This is a genomic window from Burkholderia pyrrocinia, assembly GCF_018417535.1.
GTDB lineage: Bacteria > Pseudomonadota > Gammaproteobacteria > Burkholderiales > Burkholderiaceae > Burkholderia > Burkholderia pyrrocinia_E.
This window is the reverse complement of the sequence record NZ_CP070978.1, coordinates 3,035,420-3,061,189: the sequence shown is the minus strand read 5'-3', so window position 1 is coordinate 3,061,189 and position 25,770 is coordinate 3,035,420. Positions and strand designations below refer to the sequence as shown.

The following is a 25,770-nucleotide window of genomic DNA, read 5'->3' as shown; positions in this document are numbered from 1 at the left end:
GATATCAATATATGGAGACAAGCATGGAAGCCACATCACAGGAGCCTCGAGGCAAGCATCAGTCGAAGAAGGCCGCCGCCAGCGGCTGGATCGGGTCGGTGCTCGAGTACTACGATTTTTTCATCTACGCCACCGCATCGGCGTTGATCTTTCCGCAGATCTTCTTCCCGAAGGGCAATGCGACTACCGCCATCATCGCGTCACTGGCCACCTACGGCGTGGGTTATGTATCGCGGCCGATCGGCGCCTTCGTGCTCGGTCATCTCGGCGACACGCATGGGCGGAAGACCGTGCTGCTCTGGTGCATGTTCCTGATGGGCTTCTCGACCATCGCGGTGGGCCTGCTGCCGACCTATGAGCAGGCCGGGCTGCTGGCGCCGGTACTGCTGGTGATCCTGCGCCTGGCACAGGGCTTTGCGGTGGCCGGCGAGATCTCGGGCGCCAGTTCCATGATCCTGGAGCACGCGCCCTTCGGACGCCGCGGCTTTTTCGCGAGTTTCACGCTGCAGGGCGTGCAGGCCGGTCAGGTACTGGCGGCTGCCGTGTTCCTGCCACTCGCACACTACTTGCCGGCCGAGCAATTCAACAGCTGGGGCTGGCGCATTCCGTTCCTGCTCAGCTTCGTGGTCATCATCGCGGCCTGGATCATCCGCCGCAAGGTGGACGAGACGCCAGCCTTCACAGCGGAAATCCGGCAGCAGTCCCGCCCTCGTTCACCGGTAATCGACGCTTTCAAGTACAGCTGGACGGACATGCTGCGTGTGGTATGCATGGCGCTGATGAACGTGATTCCGGTGGTGGCCACCATCTTCGGCGCGGCCTACGCGGTGCAGCCGGCCTACGGCATCGGCTTCGCAAAGGACGTCTACCTCTGGATTCCGGTGGTGGGCAACGTCGTCGCGGTGCTGGTGATTCCGTACGTCGGCAACCTGTCGGACAAGATCGGCCGCAAACCGCCCATCATTTTCGGTGCGCTGCTGTCGGGCCTGCTCGCGTTCGCCTACCTCTATGCGATCAGCATCAAGAGCGTACCGCTAGCTTTCGCGATGTCGCTGCTGATGTGGGGCGTTGTCTATCAGGGCTACAACGCGGTGTTCCCGAGTTTCTACCCCGAACTTTTCCCGACCCGCACCCGTGTCTCGGCCATGGCAATCGCGCAGAACCTCGGCACCGCTGCCACCGCGATGCTCCCGGCGCTCTTTACGGCTGTGGCTCCGCCCGGGGCTGCCAATGTCTGGTTGATCGTGGGTGCAATCACGTTCGGCGCCACCGTGATTGCATCGATTGCCGCGTTGAGCGCTCGAGAAACCTATCGCATTCACATGAACGATCTGGGACAGCCGAATGCGCAGCCGGTCGACAAGGCCGAATACGATCGCCTGCGTGCACAGGCAATTCAACCGGACAGCACGTCGGATGAGCGAGGATCAAGGTCCCTTCAAGGCTAGTCGCGGTTGTGTCGAACTGCTTCGGCGCCGTCGCTGTCGGCGCCGTTCATCGTCACAGGCGCGTACGCATGAAACTTGTCCGATCGGACAGGTATCATTCTGCCTGACGTCGTATCCATGCCCGGAACCATCCGGAAAACAATTGCGACCGCAATGGTCAGCCTCGACGTACCTGCGCCCTATTGCGCTGGCGGCATAGCTACCGCAAATCCATTCAGGAAAGGTTCTTTCCCGGAACTGCTCAAATGATCCGCCGCGCTCCCATTGACTTTGCACTGTTGCTACCGCTTTTGCTTGCGGCGCAGCCGGTAGCGACTGACAGTTACCTGCCGGCGCTGCCCGAAATCGCCGCAACCCTGGGCTCGGCCAGCATCAGCCTCACGGTTTTTGCGTTGGCATTCGGCATTGGACAGTTGCCGATGGGCAGTCTGTCCGATCGCTTCGGCCGTCGGCCGGTGCTGTTGACTGGCCTCGCACTTTACGCGGTCGCTGCGCTGGGTGCCGCGCTCGCTGCGACCGCTGCGATGTTGACTGTGACACGCGCGTTTCAGGGTTTTGCGATGGCCGCGATCCTGGTATGCGCGCGTGCGACGGTGCGCGATCGATATCCGGTCGACGATGGGCCACATGTGATGGCGCGCGGATTCACGGGGATGGGGATGATGGCGTGTGTCGCGCCGATCCTGGGCGCATATGTTACCCAACACGCAGGTTGGCGGTGGGTCCTTGCGGGCATGAGCCTGTATGCTTCCGTGCTGCTTGCGATGTGCTGGCGCGGTTTTGAAGAATCCCGTCAGCAGGGAGATGCGGGCCAGCGACCAGCCGGCGACGTACGTGAAATCTTCTCCAGCGCGACATTCAGGGTGTGGGCACTCGTGGCCGCCTCGACCTATACCGGCATGTTCTGCTTTCTGTTGCTCTCGCCGGCGATCTACATCGGATATCTCGGCATATCGCCTCCGCTATACGGCTGGATACCCGCCTGCGGCACCTTGGTCTACGTTGCGAGCACGTATGGATGCCGACGACTGCTAAACCGCCAGAGCATGCTTCGCACCGTGCGGCAAGGCGCGACGCTGAGCCTCTCTGGCGCCGTGATCCAGGCGCTCGGCTGCTTGCTGCTTCCCTGGAGTGCGTGGCCTCTGCTATTGGGACACGGGGTGTATTGTCTCGGCCACGGGATCCACCAACCTTGCGGACAGGCAGGCGCAGTGAGCGGTCTGCCGCACCTTGCAGGTCGTGCCGTGTCATGGTCAGGCTTCATCATGATGTTGTTCGCTTTCTGCGTTGGCCAAACGGCGGCAACCTTCGTCGACCCGCACCATCAATTAGGCGCTTGGCCGATGGTGGTGCCGATGCTTGTCGTTGGCGTTACGCTTGTGACGATCGCCTTCGTCTGGCTGCCAAAGCTCGACGATTCGACGCAACCGGCTGTAGTCGCCTCAGTGATCTCCGCCGATGCCGAATAGCTGCCCTGGATCGGCCAACCGCCTCGCGGGTGACTGGTCCTCGACGTAACGATCGGCATCGATGGTCAGCCGTTTTTCATCGCAGCTGAACCAGCCGGCATGAGCCGATGGCGTGCCGAGCCACGCGACGACGGACGCGGTGGTCATTCCGGTGAACGGATGTCGTGACATGGAGCGGCCCGGAATTGTAGCTTTTGAAGAACGCAAATGGCATACGCCATCGGCATCATCCGTCGTCTAGCCCACTTTCGGACGCACGAAACGCTGGAATCGCGCAACTTTAGTTCACTCGGCGACATTGGCGAAACTTTAGTTCCATTATTTCGGAAGTAAATTTACCTGCCCCATACCAGGGACAACTCCCAAGAATCTGTCGCGTCGGCCTCTAGCCCCAGCCCGGAATGCAGCAACTCTAGTTCATCGGACTCTGGCGGGCCATCTTTAGCGATTCCTCGCACCGCTGCCGGCAGCGAACCGGACAAAACACCTGCCGCTTGTGCCTGCTCGTTCCCGGCCCCCGACAATCCCGTGTCGTTTCGGCATGGACTTGGCGCGGCAACAGTCGTGTTTCCGCTGTTTTCGTCCGCCCGGACTCCGATGAACCGTATCGACGGATCGGCCGATACACGTGACGCCTCACGGGTGCGCTGCACAAATCCGGTGATTTCCCCCGCCATCCGCCCGGCCCAAGTTTTTACCCTAGTAAAAATTTTGAACTGAGAAAATAACGCGCTGAAACAGCGCGTCACCCATCCAAGCACGGCCCCCGTAACCCCTCTCAGACCCAACCCAATCGCTGACGGGAGACAAGATGCCCACGAACCGGGATGCAAGCCCGATGGACGAATCGGATCACGGAGAATTCCCGCTGAGCGAAGTCCCGCTCGGGAAACGCACCGGATTCCTGTCCATCACGATGGTGTTGTTGAGTTTCACGTTCTTCACGGGAACGATGTTTGCCGGCGGCAAGATCGGTGTCGCCTTCGACGTCGTCAGCATGATCCAGATCGCTGTGATCGGAAACCTGTTGCTCGCCGCCTATGCGGCGTCGCTTGCGCTGATTGCCGCCCGCAGCGGCCTGAATGCGGTGCTGATGGGGCGATTCTGCTTCGGGGAAGTCGGCAGCAAGCTGTCCGATTTCCTGCTCGGCTTCGCCGAACTCGGCTGGTACGCATGGGGAACCGCGACGGTGGCGATCGTATTGGTCAAGCTGCTGGGTTGGCCGGCCTCCGTTACCACGCCGTTGATGATCCTGTTCGGCTTCGGATTCTCCATCACGGCCATCATCGGCTATCGCGGCATGGATGTGCTGTCGCGCGTCTCCGTGCCGTTGATGTTCGTTCTCCTGATGACATCGATGTGGATCGCCACCCGCGATATCGGCGGATGGGCCGGCCTCACGCACATCGCGCCGTCTCATCCGATGCAGTTCTCGGCGGCCGTGACCATGGTCATCGGCACCTTTGCCAGCGGCGCCACCCAGGCAACCAACTGGACGCGCCTCGCACGCAGCGCGCGCAGCGCCGTCTCGGCCAGCATGATCGGATTCTTCGCGGGCAACGGCCTGATGATCATCGCGGGCGCGTACTGCGCGATCGTCTATCAGCAAGCCGACATCGTCGAGGTGATGATGCTGCAGGGCCTGTCGATCGCAGCGGTCGTGATGCTGTGCGTCAATCTCTGGACCATCCAGGGGCCGACGATGTACAACGTGGCGGCCGCCGGATGCCATCTGCTGCGCACCGAACGGCGCCGCACGCTCGTACTCGTGGGCGCGGCGATCGGCATCGTGCTCGCGGTCGGCGGGATGTACGAGTTGCTGATTCCGTTCCTGGTGCTGCTCGGCTCGATCATTCCTCCCGTCGGCGGCGTGATCATGGCGGACTACTGGTACCGCCATCGCGGGCAATACCCGTCGCTTGCCACCGCCCGCCTTCCGCGCTTCAATCTGGTCGGTCTGGCCGCGTATGCAATCGGCGCCGGACTCGCCTATACATCGCCGTGGATCGCGCCGATCGTCGGCATTGCGGCGTCCGCCGCAGCCTACATCGTGCTGCTGCAGGTTGCCCGCGCGTTCTCGCGCGAACCGTCCGTCCAGGGTGAATGATTCCGCTGCGCGCCCTCCCGCTCCCCCGAACCACAGGAATGCTCATGAAAATCATCAACGCCAGATTGCGCGGCCGTAGCGGCCTCTTCACGATAGACATCGACGCGGACATGATTCGCGGCATCGACCTCCAGCCGTCGCCGCTGACGCCACAAGGTGGCGACGTCATCGATGCAGGCAGCAATCTCGTCATCCCGCCGCTGGTCGAACCGCATATCCACCTGGATGCGACGCTGACCGCGGGCGAACCCGAATGGAACATGAGCGGCACGCTGTTCGAAGGCATCGAGCGGTGGGGCCAGCGCAAGGCCACCATTACGCATGACGATACGAAAGCCCGCGCCCACACCACGATCGGGATGTTGCGCGACAACGGCATCCAGCACGTGCGCACGCATGTGGACGTCACCGATCACTCGCTTGCCGCATTGAAGGCGATGCTCGAGGTCAGGGACGAAGCGCGCGATCTCATCGACCTGCAGATCGTCGCCTTCCCTCAGGAGGGCATCGAGTCGTTCGAGAACGGACGGGCGCTGATGGAGCGCGCGATCGAAATGGGCGCCGACGTCGTCGGCGGCATCCCGCATTTCGAGAACACGCGCGACCAGGGCGTGAGCTCCATCAAGTTCCTGATGGAGCTCGCGGAACGCAAGGGCTGCCTCGTCGATGTCCATTGCGACGAAACCGACGATCCGCATTCACGCTTCCTGGAAGTGCTCGCCGAGGAAGCGCGGGTTCGCGGGATGGGCACGCGCGTCACCGCCAGCCACACGACCGCGATGGGTTCCTACGACAACGCCTACTGTTCGAAGCTGTTCCGCTTGCTGAAGCGGTCGGAAATCCATTTTGTTTCGTGTCCGACCGAAAGCATCCACCTGCAGGGGCGTTTCGACACTTTCCCGAAACGGCGCGGCATTACGCGTGTGGCGGAACTCGATCGCGCCGGCATCAACGTGTGCTTCGGACAGGATTCGATCAAGGATCCGTGGTATCCCATCGGCAACGGAAACATCCTGCGCATCCTCGACGTCGGCCTGCACGTGTGCCACATGCTCGGCTATGAAGACCTGCAGCGATGCCTCGACTTCGTGACGGAGCACAGCGCACATGCGATGTCCCTGGGCGATCGTTATGGCATCGCCGTCGGGCGGCCGGCCAATCTGCTGATCCTCGATGCGGATTGCGACTATGAAGTGGTTCGCAAACAGGCCAAGGTGCAATTGTCGCTGCGCGCCGGGAAGGTCATCATGCAGCGCGCGCCTGAACGCATCACCTATCCTGAAGCGGGCACGCGTTGAGCGGGCGATGACGCTGGTCCGACATGCTGGAAGAAGCATGGCGATGAACCCGGCCGAGCCGACCGCGGGAACGCCCGTCCGGCCTCACGGCCGGCGCGAAGCGCTGCGCGACAATCTCGAGGCAGCCATTCTCGCCGCTGCCGAAGCATCGTTTTCCACTTACGGATTCGAGGGGAGTTCCGTTGCGACAATCGCGGCGGCCGCCGGCTTGTCGAAGCAGAACCTGATGTACTACTTCCCCACGAAGCTGGCGCTCTACCAACGCGTGCTGGACGACGTATTGCGGGACTGGCTCGGCAGGATGCGGGAGTTTGCGGCGCCCGATCGCGAGCCCGCGGAAGCCATGTCGGCCTATATCCGGGCCAAACTCGAATTCTCCAGAAATCGCCCGCATGGATCGCGGGTTTTTGCGCTGGAGATCATCGGCGGGGCCAAGACCTACGGAAAGGAAATTCGCAAACAACTGATTCCGGTGTTGCGCGACGACATCCGGGTCCTCGAACGCTGGATCGAGGCAGGCAAGGTCAGGCAGGTCGATGCGGAGCACCTGTTCTTCCTGATCTGGGCAGCCACGCAGGCGTATGCCGATTTCGCCCCGCAGATGCTGCTGGTGCTCGGCAAGCGCGCGCTGGGAAGCGACGATTTCGACGCGGCTTACCGCACCATCTCGGATCTGGTGCTCAACGCGCTGATCGTCGGAGACGGAAAGACGGATTGACCGCTTGACCGCCTCCGTCGCCATTCATGCACGGTATCCCGGCGCCATCAACACGCGCCGGGGAACCGCCGGTCAGTCGTTCTGCTTGTAGCGCTTCTTGTTCTTGTGCTTGTTGCCGCGGTAATGATCGTTGGAACGCGAGTTGTTGCGCGACACGTGGCCGCCGAGCGCCGCACCCGCGCCGCCGCCCACAGCGGCACCGACGAGGCTGCCGGTCGTGCCGCCCATCGCGTTGCCCGCAGCGGCGCCTGCGCCGCCGCCCAGCGCGCCGCCGACGACAGCGCCCGTGCGTTCGTGTTTGTTCGACGTCACCGCACCGCCCGCGCCACCGCCCACAGCACCACCGATGATGGCACCCGTGCTTCCGCCAACCGCGTTGCCGACCGCCGCGCCGGCGACGCCACCCAGCGCGCCGCCCAGTGCGTTGCTCGTGTCGCTTGCCACGGCAGGCAGCGATGCCACCGCCGTCGCACCGACCACCACTGCCATCCCGGCCAATTTCTTCAGCATCTGTCTGCCCTTTCCGCTTTATGAGATATCGATGGGCGAATTTAGCACCTTTCCGGAAAGCCCATCGTAATGAAGCGTTAAATCGGGCGTTTTCCTGGCCGGAGCCGGCCTTTTGCGAACCCATGTCCGGCACACGCCACGGCCATGCACGCACGCGCCGCACCGCCTTCCCGCGCCCGCGATCCTGCATTACCATCGTGCGTCCGCCGCGCCTGCCCGCTTCCGGCAGGCGAGCCCTGCCACCTCCCCGCTCCCGCGCCGATGCTCGCCCTCGTCATCCTCGCCGGCCTCTGGGCCGGCCTGCAGAACACCCTCGCGGGCGGCGGCTCGTTCATCACGCTGCCGGCGCTGATCGTGTCGGGCATGTCGCCGCTCGCGGCGAACATCACGTCGACGGTCGCGCTGTTTCCCGCGCAGGTCACGACCGGCTGGGCGAGCCGACACATGGTGCGCGGCGCGGGCAAGCTGTCGTTTCGCGCGCTGTTCGCGATCAGCGTCGTCGGCGGCGCGCTCGGCGGGCTGCTGTTGCTGAAGACGCCGTCGTCGATCTTCTCGCGCCTCGTACCGTGGCTCGTGCTGTTTGCGACGATCGTATTCGCGTGGGGCAGCTTTTTCCGCAAGCCGGGCGAAGGCACGGCGCACCTCGGCGCCGTGCCCGCCGCGATCTCGCAGTTCATGATCGCGATCTACGGCGGCTACTTCGGCGGCGGGCTCGGCTTCCTGATGATGGCCACGCTGACGATGGCCGGCCTGTCGCCGCGTCACGCGATGTCGACGAAGAACGCGCTTGCCGGCGTGATGAACGCGTCGGCCGTCGTGCTGTTCCTGACGTCGCCGCACCTGCACTGGGGCGCCGCGCTCGCGCTCGGCGGCGGCGCGATCGTCGGCGGGCTGCTCGGCACGTGGGCGCTGCAGCGCGTAAACGAACGCGTGCTGCGGATCGGGATCGTCTGCATCGGCGCGGTGCTGACCGTCGGGTTGTTCGTCAAGCCGATCTGATGCACGCACATCGTTGCCGCCACCGCGGCAGTCATTCCGATTCAACGCCAGCGGCCCGGCACAAAGCGATCCTGCTCGCTGCGGTCCTCGACAATTTCCTGCCGTGGCTGCCGGTCTGGGCCGGCGCGGGCGTTCAACCAAACGGCCGCACGCCGATCAGCGGGCCATGCAGGAACCCCGCGAAGACGCCCCACACGACGAGCCCGACCACGATCGCAACCGCGTCGCCCGACAGCTTGCCGGCCGGATAGCGGACGCCGTCGCGGCGATCGCGCGTACGCGACACGACGAAATCGACGAGCGACCACACGAAGAACGCGCCGAACAGCACGACCGCGTGCACCGTGCCGTTCATGAGCAGGTGCGCAACCGCCCAGACCATCACGCCGGCCAGCATCGGATGCCCGACGAGCGCCTTGATGCGGTTCGCGGGCACGTAGGCCGCGGCGATCAGCACGAACGCGACCGCGGTCAGCATGCCGGTGAGGTGGCGCACGCCGACGGGCGACACCCACAGCAGCGCCGCGCCTTCGCGCGCGATTCCGTAACCTAGAACAATCAGCACGAAGCCGACGATCGACGCGATCGCATAGCCGGCCTTCCAGCCTTTCTCGCCGATTCGCGCGATCATCGCGGAGCGCCAACCGTCGGCGACGATCCGGATCGAGTGCACACCGAGGAAGATCGCTAAACCGAGAATCAGGACGAGCATCGGCTGTCTCCGTCTGGAATGATGAGTGTGGAAGCGTTGCGCGCGGCGTACGATGCGCCGTTCGCGGAGCCGGCGGCGAGGCCGGCACCGGCCGCGCCAGGCACGGGCACGATCCGCGCCGATCATAAACGCCGGGGCCGCGGTTGTGAAGCATCCGGAATGTGCGGTGCGGCAAGCGTTGCGCTTTTGCGTGTCCGATCTGCGGCTACCCCGCTACCCTCACGTTCGCCGCCGATGCCCCTGCGGCCTCGGTATTCAACGCCGTGGCGTGGGAGCGACATGGCCGGTGCCGGCAAGCACGCCCATCGCCGGTCAACCAGATTGACTGGCTCAGGCTTGCCCCAACCATGCGTCGATGATCCGCGCGAGCGTACGGCGGCCGCTGCGCGTCGCGCGAATCGCCCGGCGACCGAGTAGTCGGAAAGAAAGGAGAACGGAAATCGCGAAGCCGTTGCTTCGCGCGATCGACACTAGGCTTTCTTACGTGTCGATGACGATTTCGAAGCCAATTTGGGTGCCGTTTCGGGAGATGGCTTTGCAGTCCGTTTCGATGCCGGCTTCGATTTTTGCCCCGCCGTCGGTTTCGGCGCAGGCTTCGACGCGGGTTTTGGCGCGGGTTTCGGCGCAGGCTTCGACGCGGGTTTCGGCGCAGGCTTCGACGCGGGTTTTGGCGCCGCCTTCGATGCCGGTTTCGGCGCGGGCTTCGACGCCGTCCCGGATGCCGTCTTCGGCGCCGCCCTCGCCTTGCGCTTCGGCGGCCCCGCCAGCAGCGCCGCACGATACGCACCGCGACACCAGTCGAACAGCGCGCCTGCATCCTCGAGCACGTCGGCCGGCGTCTCGTAGTAGCCCTCGAGCGCGACGGTACGCGTGCGCCCCGAATACGAGAACGGCCCCATCCCCGCCGCGACGAACGCCGGGCGGTTCACGTCGTCGACACGCAGGAACAGCGACCCGCGCGCCAGGAAGCCGAACATCACGCCGTCGAGCCGCATCGCGGCGCCGCTGAAGAACCGCGTGACTTCGAGATGGCCGAGGCTCGCGATCTGGTACGCGATCTCCTCGCCGTGCGCCTTGTCCGCCTGCCAGCTCATCGGCCGCCCTTGTCGGTCAAGCGGCGCCGATACAGCGCTGCGTCCACGCATCGAGCGCCGCGTCGTCGAAGCCGACGGCCGCCGCGCTGTCGCGAATCTGCCGCCACGTCGCGCGGTCGACCGGAATGCCGCCGGCGCCGCGCGCGGCGCGGCTCGTTTCCTCCGGCTCGCCGGGCACCTGCACCGGCGCGTCGCCGGCTTGCGGCGACGCCTTCGCCCACGCGACGAACGCATCGGCTTCGCGCTCGGCATCGGCCGCGTCGAACGCTTTCGGATCGATCAGCACCGACAGCATCCCGTTGACGATCGCGCTCGTCTTCTGCAGCGTATCGCCGTACGTCGTATGCCCGCCGACGAGCGCACCGCCGAAGATCTCGCACATCGCCGCCAGCGCATACCCCTTGTGCAGCCCGAACGGCAGCAGCGCGCCGAACGGCTGCTCGTGCATCACGGCCGGATCGTCGGTCGGCTGGCCGCGATGGTCGATCAACGACCCGGCCGGCACGCGCTTGCCCTGGTTGTATGCGACGCGGGTCTTGCCGTACGCGATCGCGCTCGTCGCGAAATCGAGCAGCAGCGGCGGCCGGCCCGCACGCGGATACGCGGCGCAGAACGGGTTCGTGCCGAAGCGCGGATCGGTACCGTGCAGCGGCGCGACCAGCAGGTCGCCCGGCACGTTGACGAAATGGAACGACACGAGCCCCGAGCGCGCACACTGCTCGGCCCAGTGCCCGATGCGGCCAAGGTGATGCACGTCGCGCAGCCCGATCGCGCAGATGCCCATGCGCCGCGCGCGCTCGATCCCTTCGACCATCGCCTCGAACGCGATCACCTGGCCGAAGCCGCGCCCGCCGTCGAGCGTCAGCACCGCGCCGCCGTCGCGAACGATCGACGCGTGCCCGTTCAACTGCAACTGCCCTTCCCGCCACGAAGCAACGTAGTTCGGGATCATCCCGATCCCGTGCGAATCGTGGCCCGCGAGATTCGCGCCGACCAGGTGATCGGCGACGAGCCGCGCCTCGCGCTCGCTGCTGCCGGCCCGCTCCCAGAGTGCCGCGACGAATGCATGCAGCGGTTCGGCGCGCATGCGCAACGGTTCGGTGTCGGGCGTCGGCAGTACGGGCATCGGCAAGGTTCCGTCAGGTCGGGTTGGGCAGTCGCGGCGATCAGCGCGCGGACGCGATTACGTCCGCGACCGCGGCAGTCAGCTTCTTCGCGTACGGCACGTGCAGGAACTCGTTCGGGCCGTGCGCGTTCGACTTCGGCCCGAGCACGCCGCACACCATGAACTGCGCGGACGGGAAGCCTTCCTGCAGCACGTTCATCAGCGGGATCGTGCCGCCGAGGCCCATGTACGCGCAGTCCGCGCCGAAGTGGCGGCGCGACGCGGCGTCGAGCGACGATGCGAGCCACGGCGCGAGATCGGGCGCCGCCCAGCCGGTCGCGGCGCCCGCGTCCGGCTTGAACGTGACCTTCGCGTTGTACGGCGGATCGAGTTCGAGCAGTTCCTTCAGTTGCTGCACGGCCTGCGCGGCATCGACGAGCGGCGGCAGGCGCAGCGACAGCTTGAACGCGGTGCGCGGACGCAGCACGTTGCCCGCATCGGCGAGCGCCGGCATGCCGGCCGCGCCCGTCACCGACAGCGACGGGCGCCACGTCGAATTCAGCAGCGCCTCGCGTGGATCGGTCGTGGTCGGCAGCACGGGCTTGCCGTCCGCGCCGCACGCCCACGGCAACCCCTTCCACACCGCATCGCCGAGGATCGCGGCAGCCGCGTCGGCTTCGCGCACGCGGCTCGACGGAATCTCGCAGTGGAACACGCCCGGCAGCAGGTTGCCGTTCTTCGCGTCTTCGAGACGCTCGAACAACTGGCGCATCACGCGGAAGCTCGACGGCGCGATGCCGCCGTAGACGCCCGAGTGGATGCCTTCTTCCAGCACCTCGACCTGCAGGTCGCCGGACACGAGCCCGCGCAGCGACGTGGTGAGCCACATCTGGTCGTAGTTGCCGGCGCCCGAATCGAGACACACGACGAGCGACACCTGGCCAAGCCGGTCGCGCAGCGCGTCGACGTACGGCAGCAGGTCGTAGCTGCCCGATTCCTCGCAGGTTTCGATCAGGCCGACGCAGCGCGGCCGCTCGATGCCCTGCTCGTCGAGCGCGCCGAGCGCCGCGAGGCTCGCGTAGATCGCATAGCCGTCGTCCGCGCCGCCGCGGCCGTACAGCTTGCCGTTCTCGAACTTCGGCGTCCACGGGCCGAGGTCCGCGCGCCAGCCGTCGAATTCGGGCTGCTTGTCGAGGTGGCCGTACAGCAGGATCGTGTCGGTGCTGCCGGCGCGCGTGGCCGGCGACTCGAAGAAGATCACCGGCGTGCGGCCCGGCAGACGCACGATCTCGAGCTTCAGGCCTTTCACGGGCTGGCGTTCGGCCCACTGCGCGGCATCGGTGACGACGCGCTCGAGATAGCCGCGCGTCGCCCAGTCGGGATCGAACGCGGGGCTCTTCGCGGGGATCGCGATGTAGTCGGTCAGCGCGTGGAGGATTTCATCGTTCCACTTGCGCTCGATGAAGGTAACGAGCTTGTCATGGTCGAGGACGGGGGTAGTGTCGACGGAGGTCATGGTGGGGGTGCCTGGATCGGGCTGACGAAAACCCAGATCATACGCCGATGCTCCCGCGTCGGCGCCCCCTTCCTCGGCCGTTCAGACAGCCTGCGGGAACGCGTCGCGCAGCCCCGCCGCGCACGCCAGCGCGTCGTCCCACAGGCGGCGCGTCAGTTCGCCCGCATCCTCTTCGCGCGCGAGCGCCGCGGCCTCGCCCGACCACAGCAGCGAGAAATCGTCGCGGCCCTGCCGCTCGAACGCGCCGCGCAGCGGATCGACCGCGGCCGTCGCGAGCGGGAACGCGGGCGCCAGCGCGCTCATCGGCCCCTGCTCGCGCATGAAGCGCGTCAGCAGCCCGCGCGCGGGGCGGCCCGTGTACAGGTTGGTCATGCGCGTGCCGTCGTCGCGCGCGGCGCGCACCGCCGCGCGATGCTGCGCGGAGCGGCCGGCCTGCGGCGTCAGCAGGTAGCCGGTGCCGATCTGCACCGCACGCGCGCCGAGCGCGAACGCCGCTGCAATGCCGCGCCCGTCGGCGATCGCGCCAGCCGCGATCACCGGCGCGCGCACCGCATCGACGATCTGCGGCAGCAACGCGAACAGGCCCGGTTGCGCGTGGATGTCGTCGGTCAGGAACATCCCGCGATGGCCGCCGGCCTCCGCGCCCTGCGCGACGATCGCGTCGACGCCGCGCGCATCGAGCCAGCGCGCTTCCTCGACGGTCGTTGCGGACGAAACAACCAGCGCGCCCGCGCGTCGCACGCGATCGAGCAGCGCGTCGTCCGGCAGCCCGAAATGGAAGCTCACGACGGCCGGCCGCAACTCCTCGACGACCGCGCACATCGCATCGTCGAACGGCGCGCGGCCGGGGCCGCCCTTCACGTCGGCCGGATCGAGCCCGGCTTGCGCGTAGTAGCCGGCGAGCGCCGCGCGCCAGCGCGCGTCGACCTCGGCGTCGGGCGCCGGCGGCGTGTGGCAGAAGAAGTTCACGTTGAACGGCGCGGGCGTGCGCGCCCGGATCGCCGCGATCTCGTCGCGCAGTTGCTGCGGGCCGAGCGCCGCGCACGCAAGCGAACCGAGCCCGCCGGCTTCGCAAACCGCGATCGCGAGCGGGCTCAGCGAACCGACCATCGGGGCCTGGATCAGCGGCAAACGGGAAGGCAGTGTCGTCATCGGAGTCCTTTTTCGGAATGAGCGGTCATCGCACGCGCCGGTGGCCGTTCAGGCGGCCGGTTGTCCCGGCAACTGGCCGACCCACGCGGCAAGCTGCGCTTCGCCCGCTTCGTCGAGCTTGCCGTCGAGCGCACCGTACCACGGCGCGATCGCATCGGCCGGCTGCGTAGCCTTCAGGATCTCCAGGCTCTTCTCCAGGAACGACGAAAAAAACGGAATGCCGCGCATGTAGAGGAACGTCGAATCGGTGATGCGCACCTGGCCGTACACGTCGCGCATCCACGCGATATGCGGCAGCGCCTCGTGAAGATGGCCGCTTTGCATCAGCGAGGAGATGAAGTTCACGCGTGCGGCGACATCCGACTGCTCGCGCGTTTCATGATTGATCTCGGCGGCCTTCTGCATCCACGCTTCGCCGCGCTTGACCTCACCGCACATCACCGACGTCGTCGCGAGCTGCACCGCGTTGTGCGCGCTCGGCTCCCGTTCGAACAGCGCGAGCCAGTGCGGAAATGCTTCGGCATACCGATGCATCGCCGAATACGCGAGCGCGCATAGCCGCGCCGCATCGGCGAGACGCTCGGCGTATGGCGCGGCGCCCGCGATCGCGGCCTCGTGCCGGCCGGCCTGGTAGGCCGCCAGCGCGGGCGCGAGTTCGGGCGCGATGTCGGGGCCGTTCTGCTCGTCCTGCGCATCCTGATCGCCGGTCGAAGGCACCCGAGATGCCGACGACGCTTCGTCGCGCGGTTTCTTTCCGAACAGCTTTCCCAGCAAGCCCATGATGGTTTTCCTTTTCGTTGTCGTGCACGAACGGCCCCGTTCGGCGCCCGCTATCTTCCGCCGCGATCCATCCCGCGCCGATACGCGGCCGGGCTCGTCGCCGCGACGCGCCGGAAATGCCGGCGCAGCGATTCCTCCGAACCGAACCCCGCACGCGCCGCGACCTGCGCGAGCGACAGCGCGGGTTGCGCTTCGAGGATGTCCTTCGCAACATTCACACGCTCGCGGATCAGCCACGCGAGCGGCGACATCCCCGTCGCGTCCGCGAACTGACGCTGCAGCGTGCGCGTGCTCATCGCGGCCTGCGCGGCGAGCGACGCGAGCGTGTGCGGCTCGGCCGCGTGCGCACGCATCCAGTCGATCAGCTTCGCGAGCCGGTCGCTGCCGCCCGGCGCGACCGGGCGCGGCACGAACTGCGCCTGCCCGCCGTCGCGATGCGGCGGCAGCACGAGGCGTTGCGCGACACGGTTCGCGATGGCGCCGCCGTGATCGCGGCGCACGAGATGCAGCAGCATGTCGAGCCCCGCCGCCGAACCGGCCGACGTGACGATCTGCCCTTCGTCGACGTAAAGCGCATCGGGATTCACGCGCAGCGCCGGATAACGTGCCTGCAGGCGCTCCGCGTAACGCCAGTGCGTCGTCACGGTGAGCCCGTCGAGCACGCCGGCCGCCGCCAGCACGAACACGCCCGAACAGATCGAACAGAGCCGCGCGCCGCGCCGATGCGCGGCCCGCAGCTTCTTCAGCAGCGGCTCGGGCGGCCGTTCGTCCGGATCGCGCCAGCCGGGAATCACGATGGTGTCCGCGCGATCGAGCGTCGCGAGCCGGTACGGCGCGGCGACCGTGATGCCGCCCGCCGCGCGCACGGGCCCCGGCTCGCTCGCGCATACCGCGAAGCGATACCAGTCGACCCCGAGTTCGGGGCGTTCGAGTGCGAACAGTTCGACCACGCAGCCGAATTCGAACGTGCAGAGGCGATCGTAGGCGAGCGCGACGACGAGATGATTGTGCATGGCGTAATGTTACCGGAACTTGTCGATCGCGCCACTGCCGCGAAACGCGCCGAACCGCGATACTGGCCTCCATCCCGGCGCATTCCGCGCCCGTTCATCCAGGAGAGCCTGCCCATGTCCTTCGTCACCGACGTGTCCGCCGCCGACAGCCCCGCCGCCCTCGCGCATTTCGCGGCATCGCTGCGATTCGAGACCGATTGCTGGGACGTGCATGACGCGCTCGCGTCCGGCGCACCGGATTTCGTGCTGCTCGACGTGCGCGGCCCCGACCAGTTCGCCGCCGGCCACGTGCCCGGCGCGCGCAACCTGCCGCGTCGCAAGATCGTCGCGGGCAAGCTCGCCGGCTACCCGGCCGACACGCTGTTCGTCGTCTACTGCGCGGGCCCGCACTGCAACGGCGCCGCGCGCGCGGCGATCGAACTCGCGCGCCTCGGCCGCCCCGTCAAGCTGATGATCGGCGGCGTGACGGGCTGGCTCGACGAAGGTTTCGCACTGAGCAACGATGTGCAGCCGGTGGCCGCCGAGGCCCGCTGATCGTCATTAAAAACGCAACAATCAATTGCCGGCACACGAACGGAAAAAGCGCGACAATCGGCCACATTGCAGTTCGGACGGAGCAGCACCATGAATGATGCAGTCCTGATTCAAGTGGCCGGTTCGGTCGTCGCGATCGCGCTCTATTTCCTGCCGGCCGTCATTGCCGACCGGCGCGGCCGGCACGACAAGCTGACGATCGCGATGTTCAACGCGCTGTTCGGGTGGACCGGCATCGGCTGGCTGATGACGCTGTACTGGGCGTGCCAGCCGAACCCGCGCACCGATGTCGCGCAGACGATCCTTGCGAAGCGCCGCGGCATCAGCATGCGGACCTTCTCGACCGGCCTCGTCGAACGCGTGCAGCGCCGCGTCGCCGCCCAGGAGCAATGGGCGGAGAAGCAAGGCTGCCGTTAAGTCCCTCTTTCCCCTTCACCGCGCCGCGTCGAACGTCGGCATCCTGACGTTGGTCGACGCACGGTAATTCCACGTCAGCCCGTCGCGCGGCGGCCATCCGCCCGCGCGCAACCACGCCGAGAACGCCCCCGCCGTCACCGCCCGCGCGATCCGCTCGCCCGGGCACCCATGCGGCCCCGTGCCGAAACCGAAATTCGGTCCGGCGGCGCGGCCGGGCATCAACCGGTGCGGGTCGCGGTGCACGGCCGGGTCGCGATTCGCCGCGGCGAGCACGACGAGGATCGCGTCGCCGGCTTCGACGCTCACGCCGTCGATCGTCGTGCGCGACGCGACGAAGCGGCGCGTGTTCTGCACCGGCGAATCGAAGCGCCCGACTTCGGCAACGAAGGCGTCGAGCGCGGCGGCGTCCGGCGCGACGCGCGCGGCCTCCGCTTCCCCGTTCCACGCCACCAGCGTGTTGCCGAGCCACGCGGCCGTCGCCTCGCAGGTCTGCGACAGCAACCCGACGAGATTCGCGACCAGCGCGCCGCTCGCGTGCCAGCCCGACGCACGGGCCGCCTGCTGCACCGCGGCGACGAGCGTGCCGTCGTGCGCGTGCGTCTGCGCGACGCGCTCGGTCATCCGGTCGAGCAGTTGCCGCGCGCCGTCGCTCGCGCGGGCCAGCGCCGCGGTGTCCGACAGCGGCGACAGCGCGGCGACGAAGTCGACGACGCGCGCCGCGATGTCGTCGAGCTGCGTCTCGTCGAAGCCGAGCAGATCGGCGACCGCGCAGACGGGCACCGTCATGCACCACGCATTCAGCGCGTCGGCGTCTCCCGGCGCCGGCAACCGCCGCTCGGCAAGCTGCGCGGCGCGGTCACGCAACGCGCCCGTGTCGACCGGCGCAAACGCCGTGCGCAGCGCCTGTTTCGGCACGTCGTGCCGCAACGCGCCGTCGTTCATGCGCACCAGCTCGCCGAACAGCGCGCCGGCCGTCGTGCCGCGCAACGCGGGCGGCACCGGCGCATCCAGCGGGCGCACGCGGCAGGCCGGATGGCCGAGCACGGCCGTCACGGCCGTCACGGCCGCCGCGCGGCTCGCGACCCACAGGCCGAGCGTGGCGTCGAACGCGAGCGGCGGCCCGTCGACGAGCGCCGCATAGTAGGGATAGGGATCGCGGTGCGTCACCGCGGCGATGGGATCGGTCGGGTTCGGGTTCATGCGAGCAGTATCGGCGCAGTGCGCCGCCGCATGTTTCGGGCTCGCGTGAAATGTCGTCGCGCGGGCGCTGCGTATTGCACGTCTTGCACGCATCGCAACGACAGGCGGGTGTCAGGCAGCCGACCGGTAGCGGTGCGACTGCATGCGCATCCGGACACGCCCGGCCGAAATCGCGCGCGGCTCGGGCACCACCGTGTCGTGATGGAACATTTCCTGCCGGAACTCGCCGTGTTCGTCGAACCACTGGCAGATCAGCCAGTCGCCGTCGTCGAACACGACCGGCCCGGCATAGGTAACGGTCATGCGCGGCCCGCCCGTTTTCAGCGTCACGACATCGCCGACGCGAAACCTGACACGCTGATTTTCTCGGATCGTCATCGCTCTCTCGGTTTTTATATATTGAATATATTGATATTCCCGGCGGCCCGCACAACCGGGCATTTGAATATGTCGCAGATTAACAATCAAAAAAATAACCAGCAACTCCCGCGCACGAAAATTCGCTGATTAGAAAAAATGCAACAATGCGCGGTATCGGCGCGCGCCGTGGAAGGCTGACCGCCAGATTCGGCGCGGCCTGCGCGCCGAATCCGGTCGAGCCGGCGGAATGCGGAGAATAAACGATGGTTTTCGCGTCGTCATCGGCGTTTAAACCCGACGCGGAATCGGTTGATTATTGTCAATCAATGCTTCGACTGGAAACGATCCCACGTTTTATTTGTGATCATTCCCCGAATGAAACCGGTGAATTATCGGGCGACGCAAACCAGCGATTGATATCGCGCCCCGGCACGGCCGCTTGCGAAAAAGTAAACGTGCCGTCGCGCGCCATCTCCGTCGCGGCGCGCAGGAACGCGCCGAGCGCGGCCCGCGCCAGCGCGCCGCCGACGCTGACGCGCTTCACGCCGAGCGCCGCCAACTCGTCGAGGCTCAGCAACCCGCCCTGCAACCCCATCACGACGTTCACGGGCGCGCCGACCGCCCGCGTCACCGCGGCAATCTCGTCGGCGTCGGTGATGCCCGGCGCATACAGCACGTCGGCGCCCGCGTCGCGATAGGCAACGAGCCGCGCGATCGTGTCGGCGAGGTCGCGACGGCCGTGCAGGTAGTTTTCGCAGCGCGCGGTCAGCGTGAACGGAAACGGCAGCGCGCGCGCCGCGTCGACCGCCGCCGCGATGCGCTCGACCGCCGCGTCATGCGCGTAGATCGGCGCATCGGCGCGGCCCGTCGCATCCTCGATCGAGCCGCCGACCGCGCCGGCCTCGGCCGCCAGCCGGATCGTTTCGGCCACCGTGTCGGGCGCGTCGCCGAAACCGTTCTCGAGATCGGCGCTCACCGGCAGGCCGCCCGCGGCAACGAGATCGGCGATGTGATCGAGCATCGCGTCGCGGTCGATCGCGTTGTCGGGCTGCCCTTTCGAGAATGCGTAGCCGGCACTCGTGGTGGCGAGCGCCTCGAAACCGGCCATCGCGAGCAGGCGGGCGGTGCCGGCGTCCCACGGGTTCGGGATGATGAAGGCGCCGGGGCGCGTGTGCAGCATGCGGAAAACTTCGGCGTGGCGGGCTTGCAGGTCGAAGCGGGTCATCGCGGACTCCCGGAAGGTGTTGACGGGTGAGCTTACGCCGGTCGTGCGCGCGACGTTTCAGCGATGGCCGAAATGTCGCCGCGCGACAGGAAAAAGTCGAAGGCGCGCCGGCGGCCGGCAGCGAGCGGGCAGGCACCGCCGCCCGCTGTCCGCCCGCCTTCGTTCACGTCGATGCGAACTGCCCGCCGTCGATGCCGAGCAACGCGTCGGCGACGGCCTCGGAGAACTGCATCGCGCGACCGCCGATCAGCACGCGGTCCGGATTCGACGGGTCGCGCACCGCTTGCGGCACGCCGTGCGCGATCAGCACGCGTGCGCAGGCTTCCCAGTCGGGATGGCCGACGCCTTCCGGTTCGTTGACGGACGCCCACGACAACGTGCCGAGCGCGTCGCTCCCGAACCCGTGCGTCTCGCGCCAGCTTGCGCCGTGCGCGAGCAGGAACGTCAGCAGATCGGCATCGCCGCGGAACACCGCGTGGTTCAGCGCGCTCGCGTCCCAGTCGCCGCCGCGCGCGGCCACCGGCCAGCCCAGTTCGACCATGACCTTCACCGCGTCGCCCGAGCCCCAGGCGGCGGCGTCCGGCAACAGCCGCAACCGGTCCTCGGGCAACGCACCGGGCAAGTCGGGATGCCGCGCCTGGATGCGCCGTGCGTCGTCGGCATCGGCACGCGCGCAGGCCGCCACGAACGCGTCTGCCGCGCCGAGCGCCTCTTCCGCGCCGGCCGCGCGCAACAACGCCGCGACATCGGACAACCCGGTCTGCATGGCCAGCCGGTACGCACTGACGCCCGCTACCGTCCGCGCGCCGGGATCGGCGCCGGCCGCCAGCAGCGCGGCGACATGGCTCGCCGAGCAGCGCACGGCAATCGCCCGCAACAACGGCGCGCCCCACCTGTTCGTCGGCCCCTCTCCGGCCGGTTCGTTCGGGTCGCCGCCATGCGCGAGCAGCAATTCGAGCGCGGCCGCGTCGCGCATGTCGAGCGCCCGCCGCAACGCATTCGTCCCGCCCACCCGCGCGCCGTGTTCGAGCAGCAGGCGCGTGCACGCCGGGTTCTCCAGCGAGTGATACAGCGATTCGCCGTCGTTCGGGTCGGCGCCGGCTTCCAGCAGCATGGCCGTGAGGACCGGATCGCGATTGACGCCGGCGGCACCGTACAGCGCCGACAGCGGGCCCGACTCGTCGGGCGCGGCGAGCGAGGCCGGCGGAAACCGGTTGCCGATCCGCTGGTTCGGATCGGCGCCGGCATCGAGCAGATGGCGCGCGCAGGCGCGCAGCCTCACGGCAAACTCGGGCAGCTGCCCGAGCCGCGAATGCGTGACGGCGACGAGCGGCGGCAGGTTCAGCGCGCCGCCGGCGCGCGCGATCCATCCGGGATCGGCGGCCAGGGCAGCCTTCACGGCGTCGAGATCGCCCGCCGCGCACGCGATGGTCAGATCTTCCGAAACAAGATCGGGCTGGTCGCGCAGCAGTTGCGCGGCGACACGCGGCCGGGCCGTGTCGAAACTGCCAGTCACGTCGCCGCCGTATGCGAGGCCGAGCCAGCGCCGGATCAGCAGCGACCGCTGTTGCCGCGCGAGCGCCTGCGTTTCGACGAACACGCCGAGATCGGCCCACGACGCGAAGCCGTACTCGCGCGCAATGCACGACTGCGCGTCGTGCAGGTGCAGCCCGAGCGCGATCGCTTCGTCGTGCGTGCGGTTTGCGGCGGCGGGAAGAAACCGGACAAAGCGCGCGACAGCCTGCGCGTCGCCCTGCCGGTACAGGCGCAACAATGCCTTGGCCTGCTTTTTCAGATGATCGGGATTGGCCTTGGGAGGCAGCTTGTTCATGCGGATCCTTGTGCAGTAATGGCCGAAGGTCCGCAATACCGCCAGCACAAAGGACAGAGGGAAGACTGGATTTGCTGCGACAGGTGGGTTCAACCCTTTCCGCGGACCCGGAAGCGACCTGCATCGCTGACCGGTATGCTAGGCGACAGCCGGTGGCATCGTCAACCGTGCCGCGCGGTGCCTGCATGCGGCACCGCCGCTCAACCCGCGAGCTTCTTCGTCAGGAAAATCCGCGTGTGCCCGACCGGATAATCCGGCCGCTCGCCGAAGCGGACATGGCCGCGTTTCTCGTAGAAGGGCCGCGCCTGGAAGTCGAACGTGTCGAGCCATGCGCTGCGGCAGCCGCGCGCGACGGCCTCCGCTTCGGCCAGATCCATGATGCGCGTGCCGGTGCCCTGGCCGCGCGCTTCCTCGGGTACCACGAGCAGGTCGACGTGCAGCCAGCCGAACGCCGTCCCGCCCCACAAGCCGCCGACCACCGCGCCTTGCGCATCGGTCACGAGCACGGCCAGCGGACGAAAGTCGTTCGGGCCGGCCGGGCTTTCGTTGAATCGGACGAGCGGCGCGACGATCTGCTTGCGCACGTTCGCGTCGCCCGCGTCGGTCACCTCGTAAGTGAACGTCATCGGTTGCGTCGGGTTGAATCGTGAATGAGGGACGGCCGCAGTCGCACGTGCCGCATCAGACGACGTAAGCGCCCTTCGCGTGCAGCTCCGCTTCGGTGCGCTCGAGCGCCGCGATCGCATCGCTGCCTTCGAGCGCGAGCAACTGCGCGACCAGCGCCTCGGCCATCGCATGTGCGGCCACCAGCGACGGAAAGAACGACGGGCTGTCGTGCGTGAAGATCAGCTGTGCGTCCGCATGCAGCGCGATCGGCGACACCGCACTGTCGGTGATCGCGACGATCCGGCTGCCCTGCGCCTTCGCGGCCTGCGCGACGCGCGTCGCTTCCGCCGAATACGGCGCGAAGCTGATGACCACGGTCACGCTCTGCTTCGCGATCGTCCGCAGCTCCATTTCGAGCGAACCGGCAACGCCGTTGAGCAGCGACACGGTCGGACGAAACAGCCGGTAGCCGTACACGAACCCGAACGCGACCGGATAGCACGAGCGGAACCCCGCGACATGCACGTGCGACGCCTTGCGGATCAGCCTGGCCGCGTCCGCGAGCGCGTGCTCGTTCTGCGCGGCGGTGGTCGACAGGTTGTGTTGCTGCGCGGCGAGCAGATCGTGCGCGAGCGACGCCTTCGCGTCGGGCCGCACGAGCGAGCGCGCGCGCTGCGTAAGCGGCTCGGGGCGCGTGCGAACGCGCGCGACGCACAGGTCGCGCAGCTCGTTCCAGCCGGGGAAACCGAATTGCTGCGCGAGCCGCACGAGCGATGCAGGCTGCACCTGCGCGCGCTGCGCGACCTTGCGCATCGACGAAGTGGCGACTTCGTCGGGATGATCGAGCAGGAATGCGGCGCCCGCCTGGAATTGCGGGCTCAGCTCGGAAAATTGCGCCCGGATCCGGGACGCGAGTTCGTCGAAATTGGCGGCCATCTTGGTGGGAACGGGAACCGGTCGTTCATGGTATCACCGGCCCCGCGCGCACCGGTCAGTGCAGCACTTCGACGTGGTCGGCATCGACCTTCACCTTGCCCGACCATTTGCGCTCGAATTCGCCGGTCAGCTTCACTTCGCTCTTGTCGCCGACGGGCTGGCCGGCCGCCCACAGCTTGTTGTCGATCTCGACGCGGATCGTGCCGGTCGCGTCGGCGAACTCGTAGTCCTCGCCGCCGGCATGCTTGACGATGCGCCCCTGCAATTGCACGTGCTGGTCGTCCTTGCCGTTCGCGAGCAGTTCCTTCACGGTCGTCGTGGTCAGCGTGGACGGCCCGGTATATTCCGCGTAGACGGCGGCAGGCAGCACGGCGAGCGCGACCGCCAGGATTCTCGTCAGGTGTTTCATGATCTCGTTCCTCCTTGTTTGATGGTGCGCCGCGCTCTCGTTGAACGCGACGGCCCGAGATTACGGAGCGTAAGATTAAGAAAGCCTGAAGACCGTCCGAAGCGGCACGCTGTCGCATCGGTCCGGTGCGCCAACGCACGGAGGCGTCCGTGTTTAAGCTCTCCCTAAGACACGCGCGCTTATCATTGGAACCCCGGGCGCCGCGGCGCCCTGTTGAAGAGACACGAATCCATGCGCGTACTGCTCGTCGAGGACGATCCGCTGATCGGCAGCGGGCTCGAACAGGGCCTCAAACAGGAAGGCTTCGCGGTCGACTGGGTGAAGGACGGCGACGCCGCGTCGCTCGCGCTGCGCTCGACCGGCTACGGCCTGCTGCTGCTCGATCTCGGGCTGCCGAACCGCGACGGCCTGTCGGTGCTCGCCGCGCTGCGCCGCCGCGACGAAACCCTGCCCGCGATCATCATCACCGCGCGCGACGGCGTGCCGGACCGCATCGCGGGCCTCGACAGCGGCGCGGACGACTATCTCGTCAAGCCGTTCGAACTCGACGAACTGCTCGCCCGCATCCGCGCGGTCAACCGCCGCCACGCGGGGCGCGCGCAGACGACGCTCGCGATCGGCCCGCTGCGGCTCGATCCCGTCAAGCACCTCGTCTGGCTCGACGACGACGAAGTGCCGCTGTCGCCGAAGGAGTTCGTGCTGCTGCACGAACTGATGCGCGAACCGGGCGCGGTGATTTCGCGCGAGCAGTTCGAGGAGCGGCTCTATAGCTGGGGCGAGGAAATCGAGAGCAACGCGGTGCAGGTACACATCCACAACCTGCGCAAGAAGCTCGGCCACGACATGATCCGCACGGTGCGCGGCGTCGGCTACCGGATCGGTGACGGCGCATGATGCGCGTGCAACGCGCGATCGCGCGCTGGCGCAGTGCGTCGCTACGGCGGCGCCTGCTGATGTGGCTGCTGCCGGCCGCGTGCGTGATCGGCCTGGTCGCGAGCGCGGGCACCTACTGGGGCGCGCTGCGCGAACTCGACGATCTGCTCGACGATCAGATGCGCAGCATGTCGAAGCAAATCGTCGTCGGCCCGAACGGCGAGCTGTCGTTCAGCAACCGCGCCAACGGCAAGCACGGTTTCGAGGCGAGCGATCCCGATGCCGTGCTGTTGCAAGTCTGGCGCAACGGCACGCTCGTGTATTCGACCGACCGCGATTCGACGCTGCCGCCGCCCGCGCAGAAGGGCATCGCGAGCGTCGACGTCGGCGGCCAGCCGTGGCGCACTTACGTGACCGAGCGTGGCGGCACGACGATCCGGCTCGCGCAGGCGCGGCATGCGCGGTGGGAAGCGATTGCAGGCATCGCCGTGCACCTGCTGTGGCCGGTGTTCTCGATGCTGCCGGTGCTGGCGATCGGCCTGTGGTTCGGCATCGGCGCGGGGCTGCGGCCGCTGCGCACGATCGCATCCGGCCTGAAGCGCAGGAATGCGAACAACCTTGAACCGGTCGATGTCGCATCGATGCCGAACGAAGTCCGGCCGCTCGCCGAAGCGATCAACGACCTGCTCGCGCGGCTCGACCGCTCGTTCACGCTGCAGCGGCACTTCATCGCCGATGCCGCGCACGAGTTGCGCACGCCGATCATGGGGCTGTCGATCCAGTCGCAATTGCTGCGGCGCGCGGCGACCGCCGACGAGCGCGAGCGCATCCTCGCGCAGATCCATGCGGGCACGACGCGCCTCGGCCACCTCGCCGAGCAGTTGCTGACGCTCGCGCGCCTCGAACCCGATGCGCAAGCGGCCACGTCCACTGCCGCGCCCGTCGATCTCGCCGCGCTGTGCCGGTCGGTGGTCGCGGACCGCGCGCGCGTCGCCGACGCGCACCGGATCGATCTCGGCGCGATCGTCGCGGCGCCCGTGATGGCCGCGGGCAATATCGACACGCTGCGCGTGCTGCTGAACAATCTCGTCGACAACGCGATCCGCTATGCGGGCGACGGCGCGCGCGTCGACGTGTCCGCGCGCATCGACGGCGCGACGCCCGTGCTCGAGGTCGCCGACGACGGCCCCGGGATTCCGGAAGCCGAGCGCACCGACGTGTGGGAGCGCTTCTATCGCGGCGAGGGCGCGCAGGCGGCCACGTCGTCGGGCAGCGGGCTCGGGCTGTCGATCGTCAAGCGGATCGCCGAACAGCATCGCGCGACGGTCGCGCTCGGTACCACGCACGGCGGGCGCGGGCTCACTGTCACGGTGCGCTTTCCTGCACCAGCCTGATGCGCGCGTGACAGGCGGCTTGTCCACAGATTATGTTGGCAAGCTTGTGGACAACCTTCCATTA

Annotated in this window: 26 protein-coding genes; 10 read left to right on the top strand and 16 right to left on the bottom strand. The window is 67.4% G+C overall.

Going from position 1 to position 25,770, the window contains the following annotated elements; all coding sequences use genetic code 11:
• Positions 1-23: 23 nt before the first annotated feature.
• Positions 24-1,448 carry an MFS transporter gene (locus tag JYG32_RS31855; RefSeq protein WP_213266257.1) on the top strand — a complete coding sequence of 475 codons (1,425 nt, stop codon included), beginning with the start codon at positions 24-26 and terminating at the stop codon, positions 1,446-1,448.
• A gap of 245 nt (positions 1,449-1,693) precedes the next feature.
• Positions 1,694-2,917: a Bcr/CflA family efflux MFS transporter gene (locus tag JYG32_RS31850; protein WP_213266256.1), complete on the top strand. Its 1,224-nt coding sequence runs from the start codon at positions 1,694-1,696 to the stop codon at positions 2,915-2,917.
• Here JYG32_RS31850 and JYG32_RS31845 read toward each other — a convergent pair.
• Entirely contained in the window at positions 2,891-3,064 is a 174-nt protein-coding gene (locus JYG32_RS31845) for a hypothetical protein (RefSeq protein ID WP_213266255.1), read from the bottom strand. The two genes, JYG32_RS31850 and JYG32_RS31845, sit on opposite strands and share 27 nt — an antisense overlap.
• 664 nt (positions 3,065-3,728) lie before the next feature.
• On the opposite strand from JYG32_RS31845, the gene codB reads away from it, so the two are divergent.
• Genes codB through JYG32_RS31830 form a run of 3 tightly spaced genes read left to right on the top strand, consistent with a single transcriptional unit; the run spans position 3,729 to position 7,040 of the window.
• A complete protein-coding gene (codB, locus tag JYG32_RS31840; RefSeq protein WP_433960868.1) occupies positions 3,729-5,024 on the top strand; it encodes a cytosine permease in 1,296 nt (431 codons plus the stop codon).
• A gap of 44 nt (positions 5,025-5,068) precedes the next feature.
• Complete coding sequence (codA, locus tag JYG32_RS31835) at positions 5,069-6,322, top strand: cytosine deaminase (protein WP_213267522.1); 1,254 nt, start codon at positions 5,069-5,071, stop codon at positions 6,320-6,322.
• 37 nt (positions 6,323-6,359) lie between these two features.
• Positions 6,360-7,040, top strand: a complete 681-nt coding sequence (locus JYG32_RS31830; RefSeq protein WP_349631816.1) for a TetR/AcrR family transcriptional regulator — start codon at positions 6,360-6,362, stop codon at positions 7,038-7,040.
• Between the two features lie 72 nt (positions 7,041-7,112).
• On the opposite strand, the gene JYG32_RS31825 is transcribed toward JYG32_RS31830, so the two are convergent.
• Positions 7,113-7,550 carry a glycine zipper domain-containing protein gene (locus JYG32_RS31825; protein ID WP_213266254.1) on the bottom strand — a complete coding sequence of 146 codons (438 nt, stop codon included), beginning with the start codon at positions 7,548-7,550 and terminating at the stop codon, positions 7,113-7,115.
• 261 nt (positions 7,551-7,811) lie between these two features.
• On the opposite strand from JYG32_RS31825, the gene JYG32_RS31820 reads away from it, so the two are divergent.
• The gene (locus JYG32_RS31820) at positions 7,812-8,549 is read left to right on the top strand and encodes a sulfite exporter TauE/SafE family protein (RefSeq protein ID WP_174380178.1); all 738 of its coding nucleotides are present in this window, start codon (positions 7,812-7,814) and stop codon (positions 8,547-8,549) included.
• A 133-nt stretch (positions 8,550-8,682) separates the two neighbouring features.
• Here JYG32_RS31820 and JYG32_RS31815 read toward each other — a convergent pair whose 3' ends face one another.
• The 7 genes from JYG32_RS31815 to ftrA form a co-directional block, all read right to left on the bottom strand.
• The gene (locus tag JYG32_RS31815) at positions 8,683-9,261 is read right to left on the bottom strand and encodes an NnrU family protein (protein ID WP_213266253.1); all 579 of its coding nucleotides are present in this window, start codon (positions 9,259-9,261) and stop codon (positions 8,683-8,685) included.
• Positions 9,262-9,731: 470 nt separating this feature from the next.
• Positions 9,732-10,355, bottom strand: a complete 624-nt coding sequence (locus JYG32_RS31810; RefSeq protein WP_213266252.1) for a TfoX/Sxy family protein — start codon at positions 10,353-10,355, stop codon at positions 9,732-9,734.
• A gap of 16 nt (positions 10,356-10,371) precedes the next feature.
• A complete protein-coding gene (locus tag JYG32_RS31805) occupies positions 10,372-11,481 on the bottom strand; it encodes a malate/lactate/ureidoglycolate dehydrogenase (protein WP_213266251.1) in 1,110 nt (369 codons plus the stop codon).
• Between the two features lie 40 nt (positions 11,482-11,521).
• The gene (locus JYG32_RS31800) at positions 11,522-12,976 is read right to left on the bottom strand and encodes a M20 family metallopeptidase (protein ID WP_213266250.1); all 1,455 of its coding nucleotides are present in this window, start codon (positions 12,974-12,976) and stop codon (positions 11,522-11,524) included.
• An 81-nt stretch (positions 12,977-13,057) separates the two neighbouring features.
• Positions 13,058-14,128, bottom strand: coding sequence for an NAD(P)H-dependent flavin oxidoreductase (locus JYG32_RS31795; protein WP_174380173.1), 1,071 nt, complete (start codon positions 14,126-14,128; stop codon positions 13,058-13,060).
• A 48-nt stretch (positions 14,129-14,176) separates the two neighbouring features.
• The gene (locus JYG32_RS31790; RefSeq protein ID WP_213266249.1) at positions 14,177-14,908 is read right to left on the bottom strand and encodes a hypothetical protein; all 732 of its coding nucleotides are present in this window, start codon (positions 14,906-14,908) and stop codon (positions 14,177-14,179) included.
• 50 nt (positions 14,909-14,958) lie between these two features.
• Positions 14,959-15,921, bottom strand: coding sequence for a transcriptional regulator FtrA (gene ftrA / locus JYG32_RS31785; RefSeq protein ID WP_213266248.1), 963 nt, complete (start codon positions 15,919-15,921; stop codon positions 14,959-14,961).
• Positions 15,922-16,035: 114 nt separating this feature from the next.
• On the opposite strand from ftrA, the gene JYG32_RS31780 reads away from it, so the two are divergent.
• A complete protein-coding gene (locus JYG32_RS31780) occupies positions 16,036-16,455 on the top strand; it encodes a rhodanese-like domain-containing protein (RefSeq protein WP_213266247.1) in 420 nt (139 codons plus the stop codon).
• A 90-nt stretch (positions 16,456-16,545) separates the two neighbouring features.
• Entirely contained in the window at positions 16,546-16,872 is a 327-nt protein-coding gene (locus JYG32_RS31775; protein WP_034180582.1) for a superinfection immunity protein, read from the top strand.
• Positions 16,873-16,887: 15 nt separating this feature from the next.
• On the opposite strand, the gene JYG32_RS31770 is transcribed toward JYG32_RS31775, so the two are convergent.
• The 7 genes from JYG32_RS31770 to JYG32_RS31740 all read right to left on the bottom strand — a co-directional run bounded on the left by JYG32_RS31770 (position 16,888) and on the right by JYG32_RS31740 (position 23,439).
• Positions 16,888-18,072 (bottom strand): cytochrome P450, encoded by a 1,185-nt coding sequence (locus JYG32_RS31770; protein WP_213266246.1) that lies wholly within the window; start codon positions 18,070-18,072, stop codon positions 16,888-16,890.
• A gap of 111 nt (positions 18,073-18,183) precedes the next feature.
• Positions 18,184-18,450, bottom strand: coding sequence for a YodC family protein (locus tag JYG32_RS31765; protein ID WP_174384064.1), 267 nt, complete (start codon positions 18,448-18,450; stop codon positions 18,184-18,186).
• Between the two features lie 346 nt (positions 18,451-18,796).
• The gene (locus tag JYG32_RS31760; RefSeq protein WP_213266245.1) at positions 18,797-19,657 is read right to left on the bottom strand and encodes an isocitrate lyase/PEP mutase family protein; all 861 of its coding nucleotides are present in this window, start codon (positions 19,655-19,657) and stop codon (positions 18,797-18,799) included.
• Positions 19,658-19,820: 163 nt separating this feature from the next.
• Positions 19,821-21,488, bottom strand: a complete 1,668-nt coding sequence (locus tag JYG32_RS31755) for an ankyrin repeat domain-containing protein (protein WP_213266244.1) — start codon at positions 21,486-21,488, stop codon at positions 19,821-19,823.
• Positions 21,489-21,688: 200 nt separating this feature from the next.
• Positions 21,689-22,114, bottom strand: a complete 426-nt coding sequence (locus JYG32_RS31750; RefSeq protein WP_213266243.1) for a GNAT family N-acetyltransferase — start codon at positions 22,112-22,114, stop codon at positions 21,689-21,691.
• 55 nt (positions 22,115-22,169) lie between these two features.
• A complete protein-coding gene (locus tag JYG32_RS31745) occupies positions 22,170-23,030 on the bottom strand; it encodes a MurR/RpiR family transcriptional regulator (RefSeq protein WP_213266242.1) in 861 nt (286 codons plus the stop codon).
• Between the two features lie 55 nt (positions 23,031-23,085).
• Positions 23,086-23,439 (bottom strand): YgiW/YdeI family stress tolerance OB fold protein, encoded by a 354-nt coding sequence (locus JYG32_RS31740; RefSeq protein WP_174384067.1) that lies wholly within the window; start codon positions 23,437-23,439, stop codon positions 23,086-23,088.
• 231 nt (positions 23,440-23,670) lie between these two features.
• Between JYG32_RS31740 and JYG32_RS31735 the strand changes: the two genes are divergently transcribed.
• Both JYG32_RS31735 and JYG32_RS31730 read left to right on the top strand, forming a co-directional pair.
• Entirely contained in the window at positions 23,671-24,333 is a 663-nt protein-coding gene (locus JYG32_RS31735) for a response regulator (RefSeq protein WP_047902645.1), read from the top strand.
• The gene (locus tag JYG32_RS31730) at positions 24,330-25,706 is read left to right on the top strand and encodes an ATP-binding protein (protein ID WP_213266241.1); all 1,377 of its coding nucleotides are present in this window, start codon (positions 24,330-24,332) and stop codon (positions 25,704-25,706) included. The genes JYG32_RS31735 and JYG32_RS31730 overlap by 4 nt, the downstream gene beginning before the upstream one ends.
• Positions 25,707-25,770 lie beyond the last annotated feature (64 nt).

Bases quoted from the DNA above. Each gene is read 5' to 3' on its own strand.
- JYG32_RS31855 (WP_213266257.1), top strand. From the start codon at position 24: ATGGAAGCCACATCACAGGAGCCTCGAGGCAAGCATCAGTCGAAGAAG.
- JYG32_RS31850 (WP_213266256.1), top strand. From the start codon at position 1,694: ATGATCCGCCGCGCTCCCATTGACTTTGCACTGTTGCTACCGCTTTTG.
- JYG32_RS31845 (WP_213266255.1), bottom strand. From the start codon at position 3,064: ATGACCACCGCGTCCGTCGTCGCGTGGCTCGGCACGCCATCGGCTCAT.
- codB (WP_433960868.1), top strand. From the start codon at position 3,729: ATGCCCACGAACCGGGATGCAAGCCCGATGGACGAATCGGATCACGGA.
- codA (WP_213267522.1), top strand. From the start codon at position 5,069: ATGAAAATCATCAACGCCAGATTGCGCGGCCGTAGCGGCCTCTTCACG.
- JYG32_RS31830 (WP_349631816.1), top strand. From the start codon at position 6,360: ATGGCGATGAACCCGGCCGAGCCGACCGCGGGAACGCCCGTCCGGCCT.
- JYG32_RS31825 (WP_213266254.1), bottom strand. From the start codon at position 7,550: ATGCTGAAGAAATTGGCCGGGATGGCAGTGGTGGTCGGTGCGACGGCG.
- JYG32_RS31820 (WP_174380178.1), top strand. From the start codon at position 7,812: ATGCTCGCCCTCGTCATCCTCGCCGGCCTCTGGGCCGGCCTGCAGAAC.
- JYG32_RS31815 (WP_213266253.1), bottom strand. From the start codon at position 9,261: ATGCTCGTCCTGATTCTCGGTTTAGCGATCTTCCTCGGTGTGCACTCG.
- JYG32_RS31810 (WP_213266252.1), bottom strand. From the start codon at position 10,355: ATGAGCTGGCAGGCGGACAAGGCGCACGGCGAGGAGATCGCGTACCAG.
- JYG32_RS31805 (WP_213266251.1), bottom strand. From the start codon at position 11,481: ATGCCCGTACTGCCGACGCCCGACACCGAACCGTTGCGCATGCGCGCC.
- JYG32_RS31800 (WP_213266250.1), bottom strand. From the start codon at position 12,976: ATGACCTCCGTCGACACTACCCCCGTCCTCGACCATGACAAGCTCGTT.
- JYG32_RS31795 (WP_174380173.1), bottom strand. From the start codon at position 14,128: ATGACGACACTGCCTTCCCGTTTGCCGCTGATCCAGGCCCCGATGGTC.
- JYG32_RS31790 (WP_213266249.1), bottom strand. From the start codon at position 14,908: ATGGGCTTGCTGGGAAAGCTGTTCGGAAAGAAACCGCGCGACGAAGCG.
- ftrA (WP_213266248.1), bottom strand. From the start codon at position 15,921: ATGCACAATCATCTCGTCGTCGCGCTCGCCTACGATCGCCTCTGCACG.
- JYG32_RS31780 (WP_213266247.1), top strand. From the start codon at position 16,036: ATGTCCTTCGTCACCGACGTGTCCGCCGCCGACAGCCCCGCCGCCCTC.
- JYG32_RS31775 (WP_034180582.1), top strand. From the start codon at position 16,546: ATGAATGATGCAGTCCTGATTCAAGTGGCCGGTTCGGTCGTCGCGATC.
- JYG32_RS31770 (WP_213266246.1), bottom strand. From the start codon at position 18,072: ATGAACCCGAACCCGACCGATCCCATCGCCGCGGTGACGCACCGCGAT.
- JYG32_RS31765 (WP_174384064.1), bottom strand. From the start codon at position 18,450: ATGACGATCCGAGAAAATCAGCGTGTCAGGTTTCGCGTCGGCGATGTC.
- JYG32_RS31760 (WP_213266245.1), bottom strand. From the start codon at position 19,657: ATGACCCGCTTCGACCTGCAAGCCCGCCACGCCGAAGTTTTCCGCATG.
- JYG32_RS31755 (WP_213266244.1), bottom strand. From the start codon at position 21,488: ATGAACAAGCTGCCTCCCAAGGCCAATCCCGATCATCTGAAAAAGCAG.
- JYG32_RS31750 (WP_213266243.1), bottom strand. From the start codon at position 22,114: ATGACGTTCACTTACGAGGTGACCGACGCGGGCGACGCGAACGTGCGC.
- JYG32_RS31745 (WP_213266242.1), bottom strand. From the start codon at position 23,030: ATGGCCGCCAATTTCGACGAACTCGCGTCCCGGATCCGGGCGCAATTT.
- JYG32_RS31740 (WP_174384067.1), bottom strand. From the start codon at position 23,439: ATGAAACACCTGACGAGAATCCTGGCGGTCGCGCTCGCCGTGCTGCCT.
- JYG32_RS31735 (WP_047902645.1), top strand. From the start codon at position 23,671: ATGCGCGTACTGCTCGTCGAGGACGATCCGCTGATCGGCAGCGGGCTC.
- JYG32_RS31730 (WP_213266241.1), top strand. From the start codon at position 24,330: ATGATGCGCGTGCAACGCGCGATCGCGCGCTGGCGCAGTGCGTCGCTA.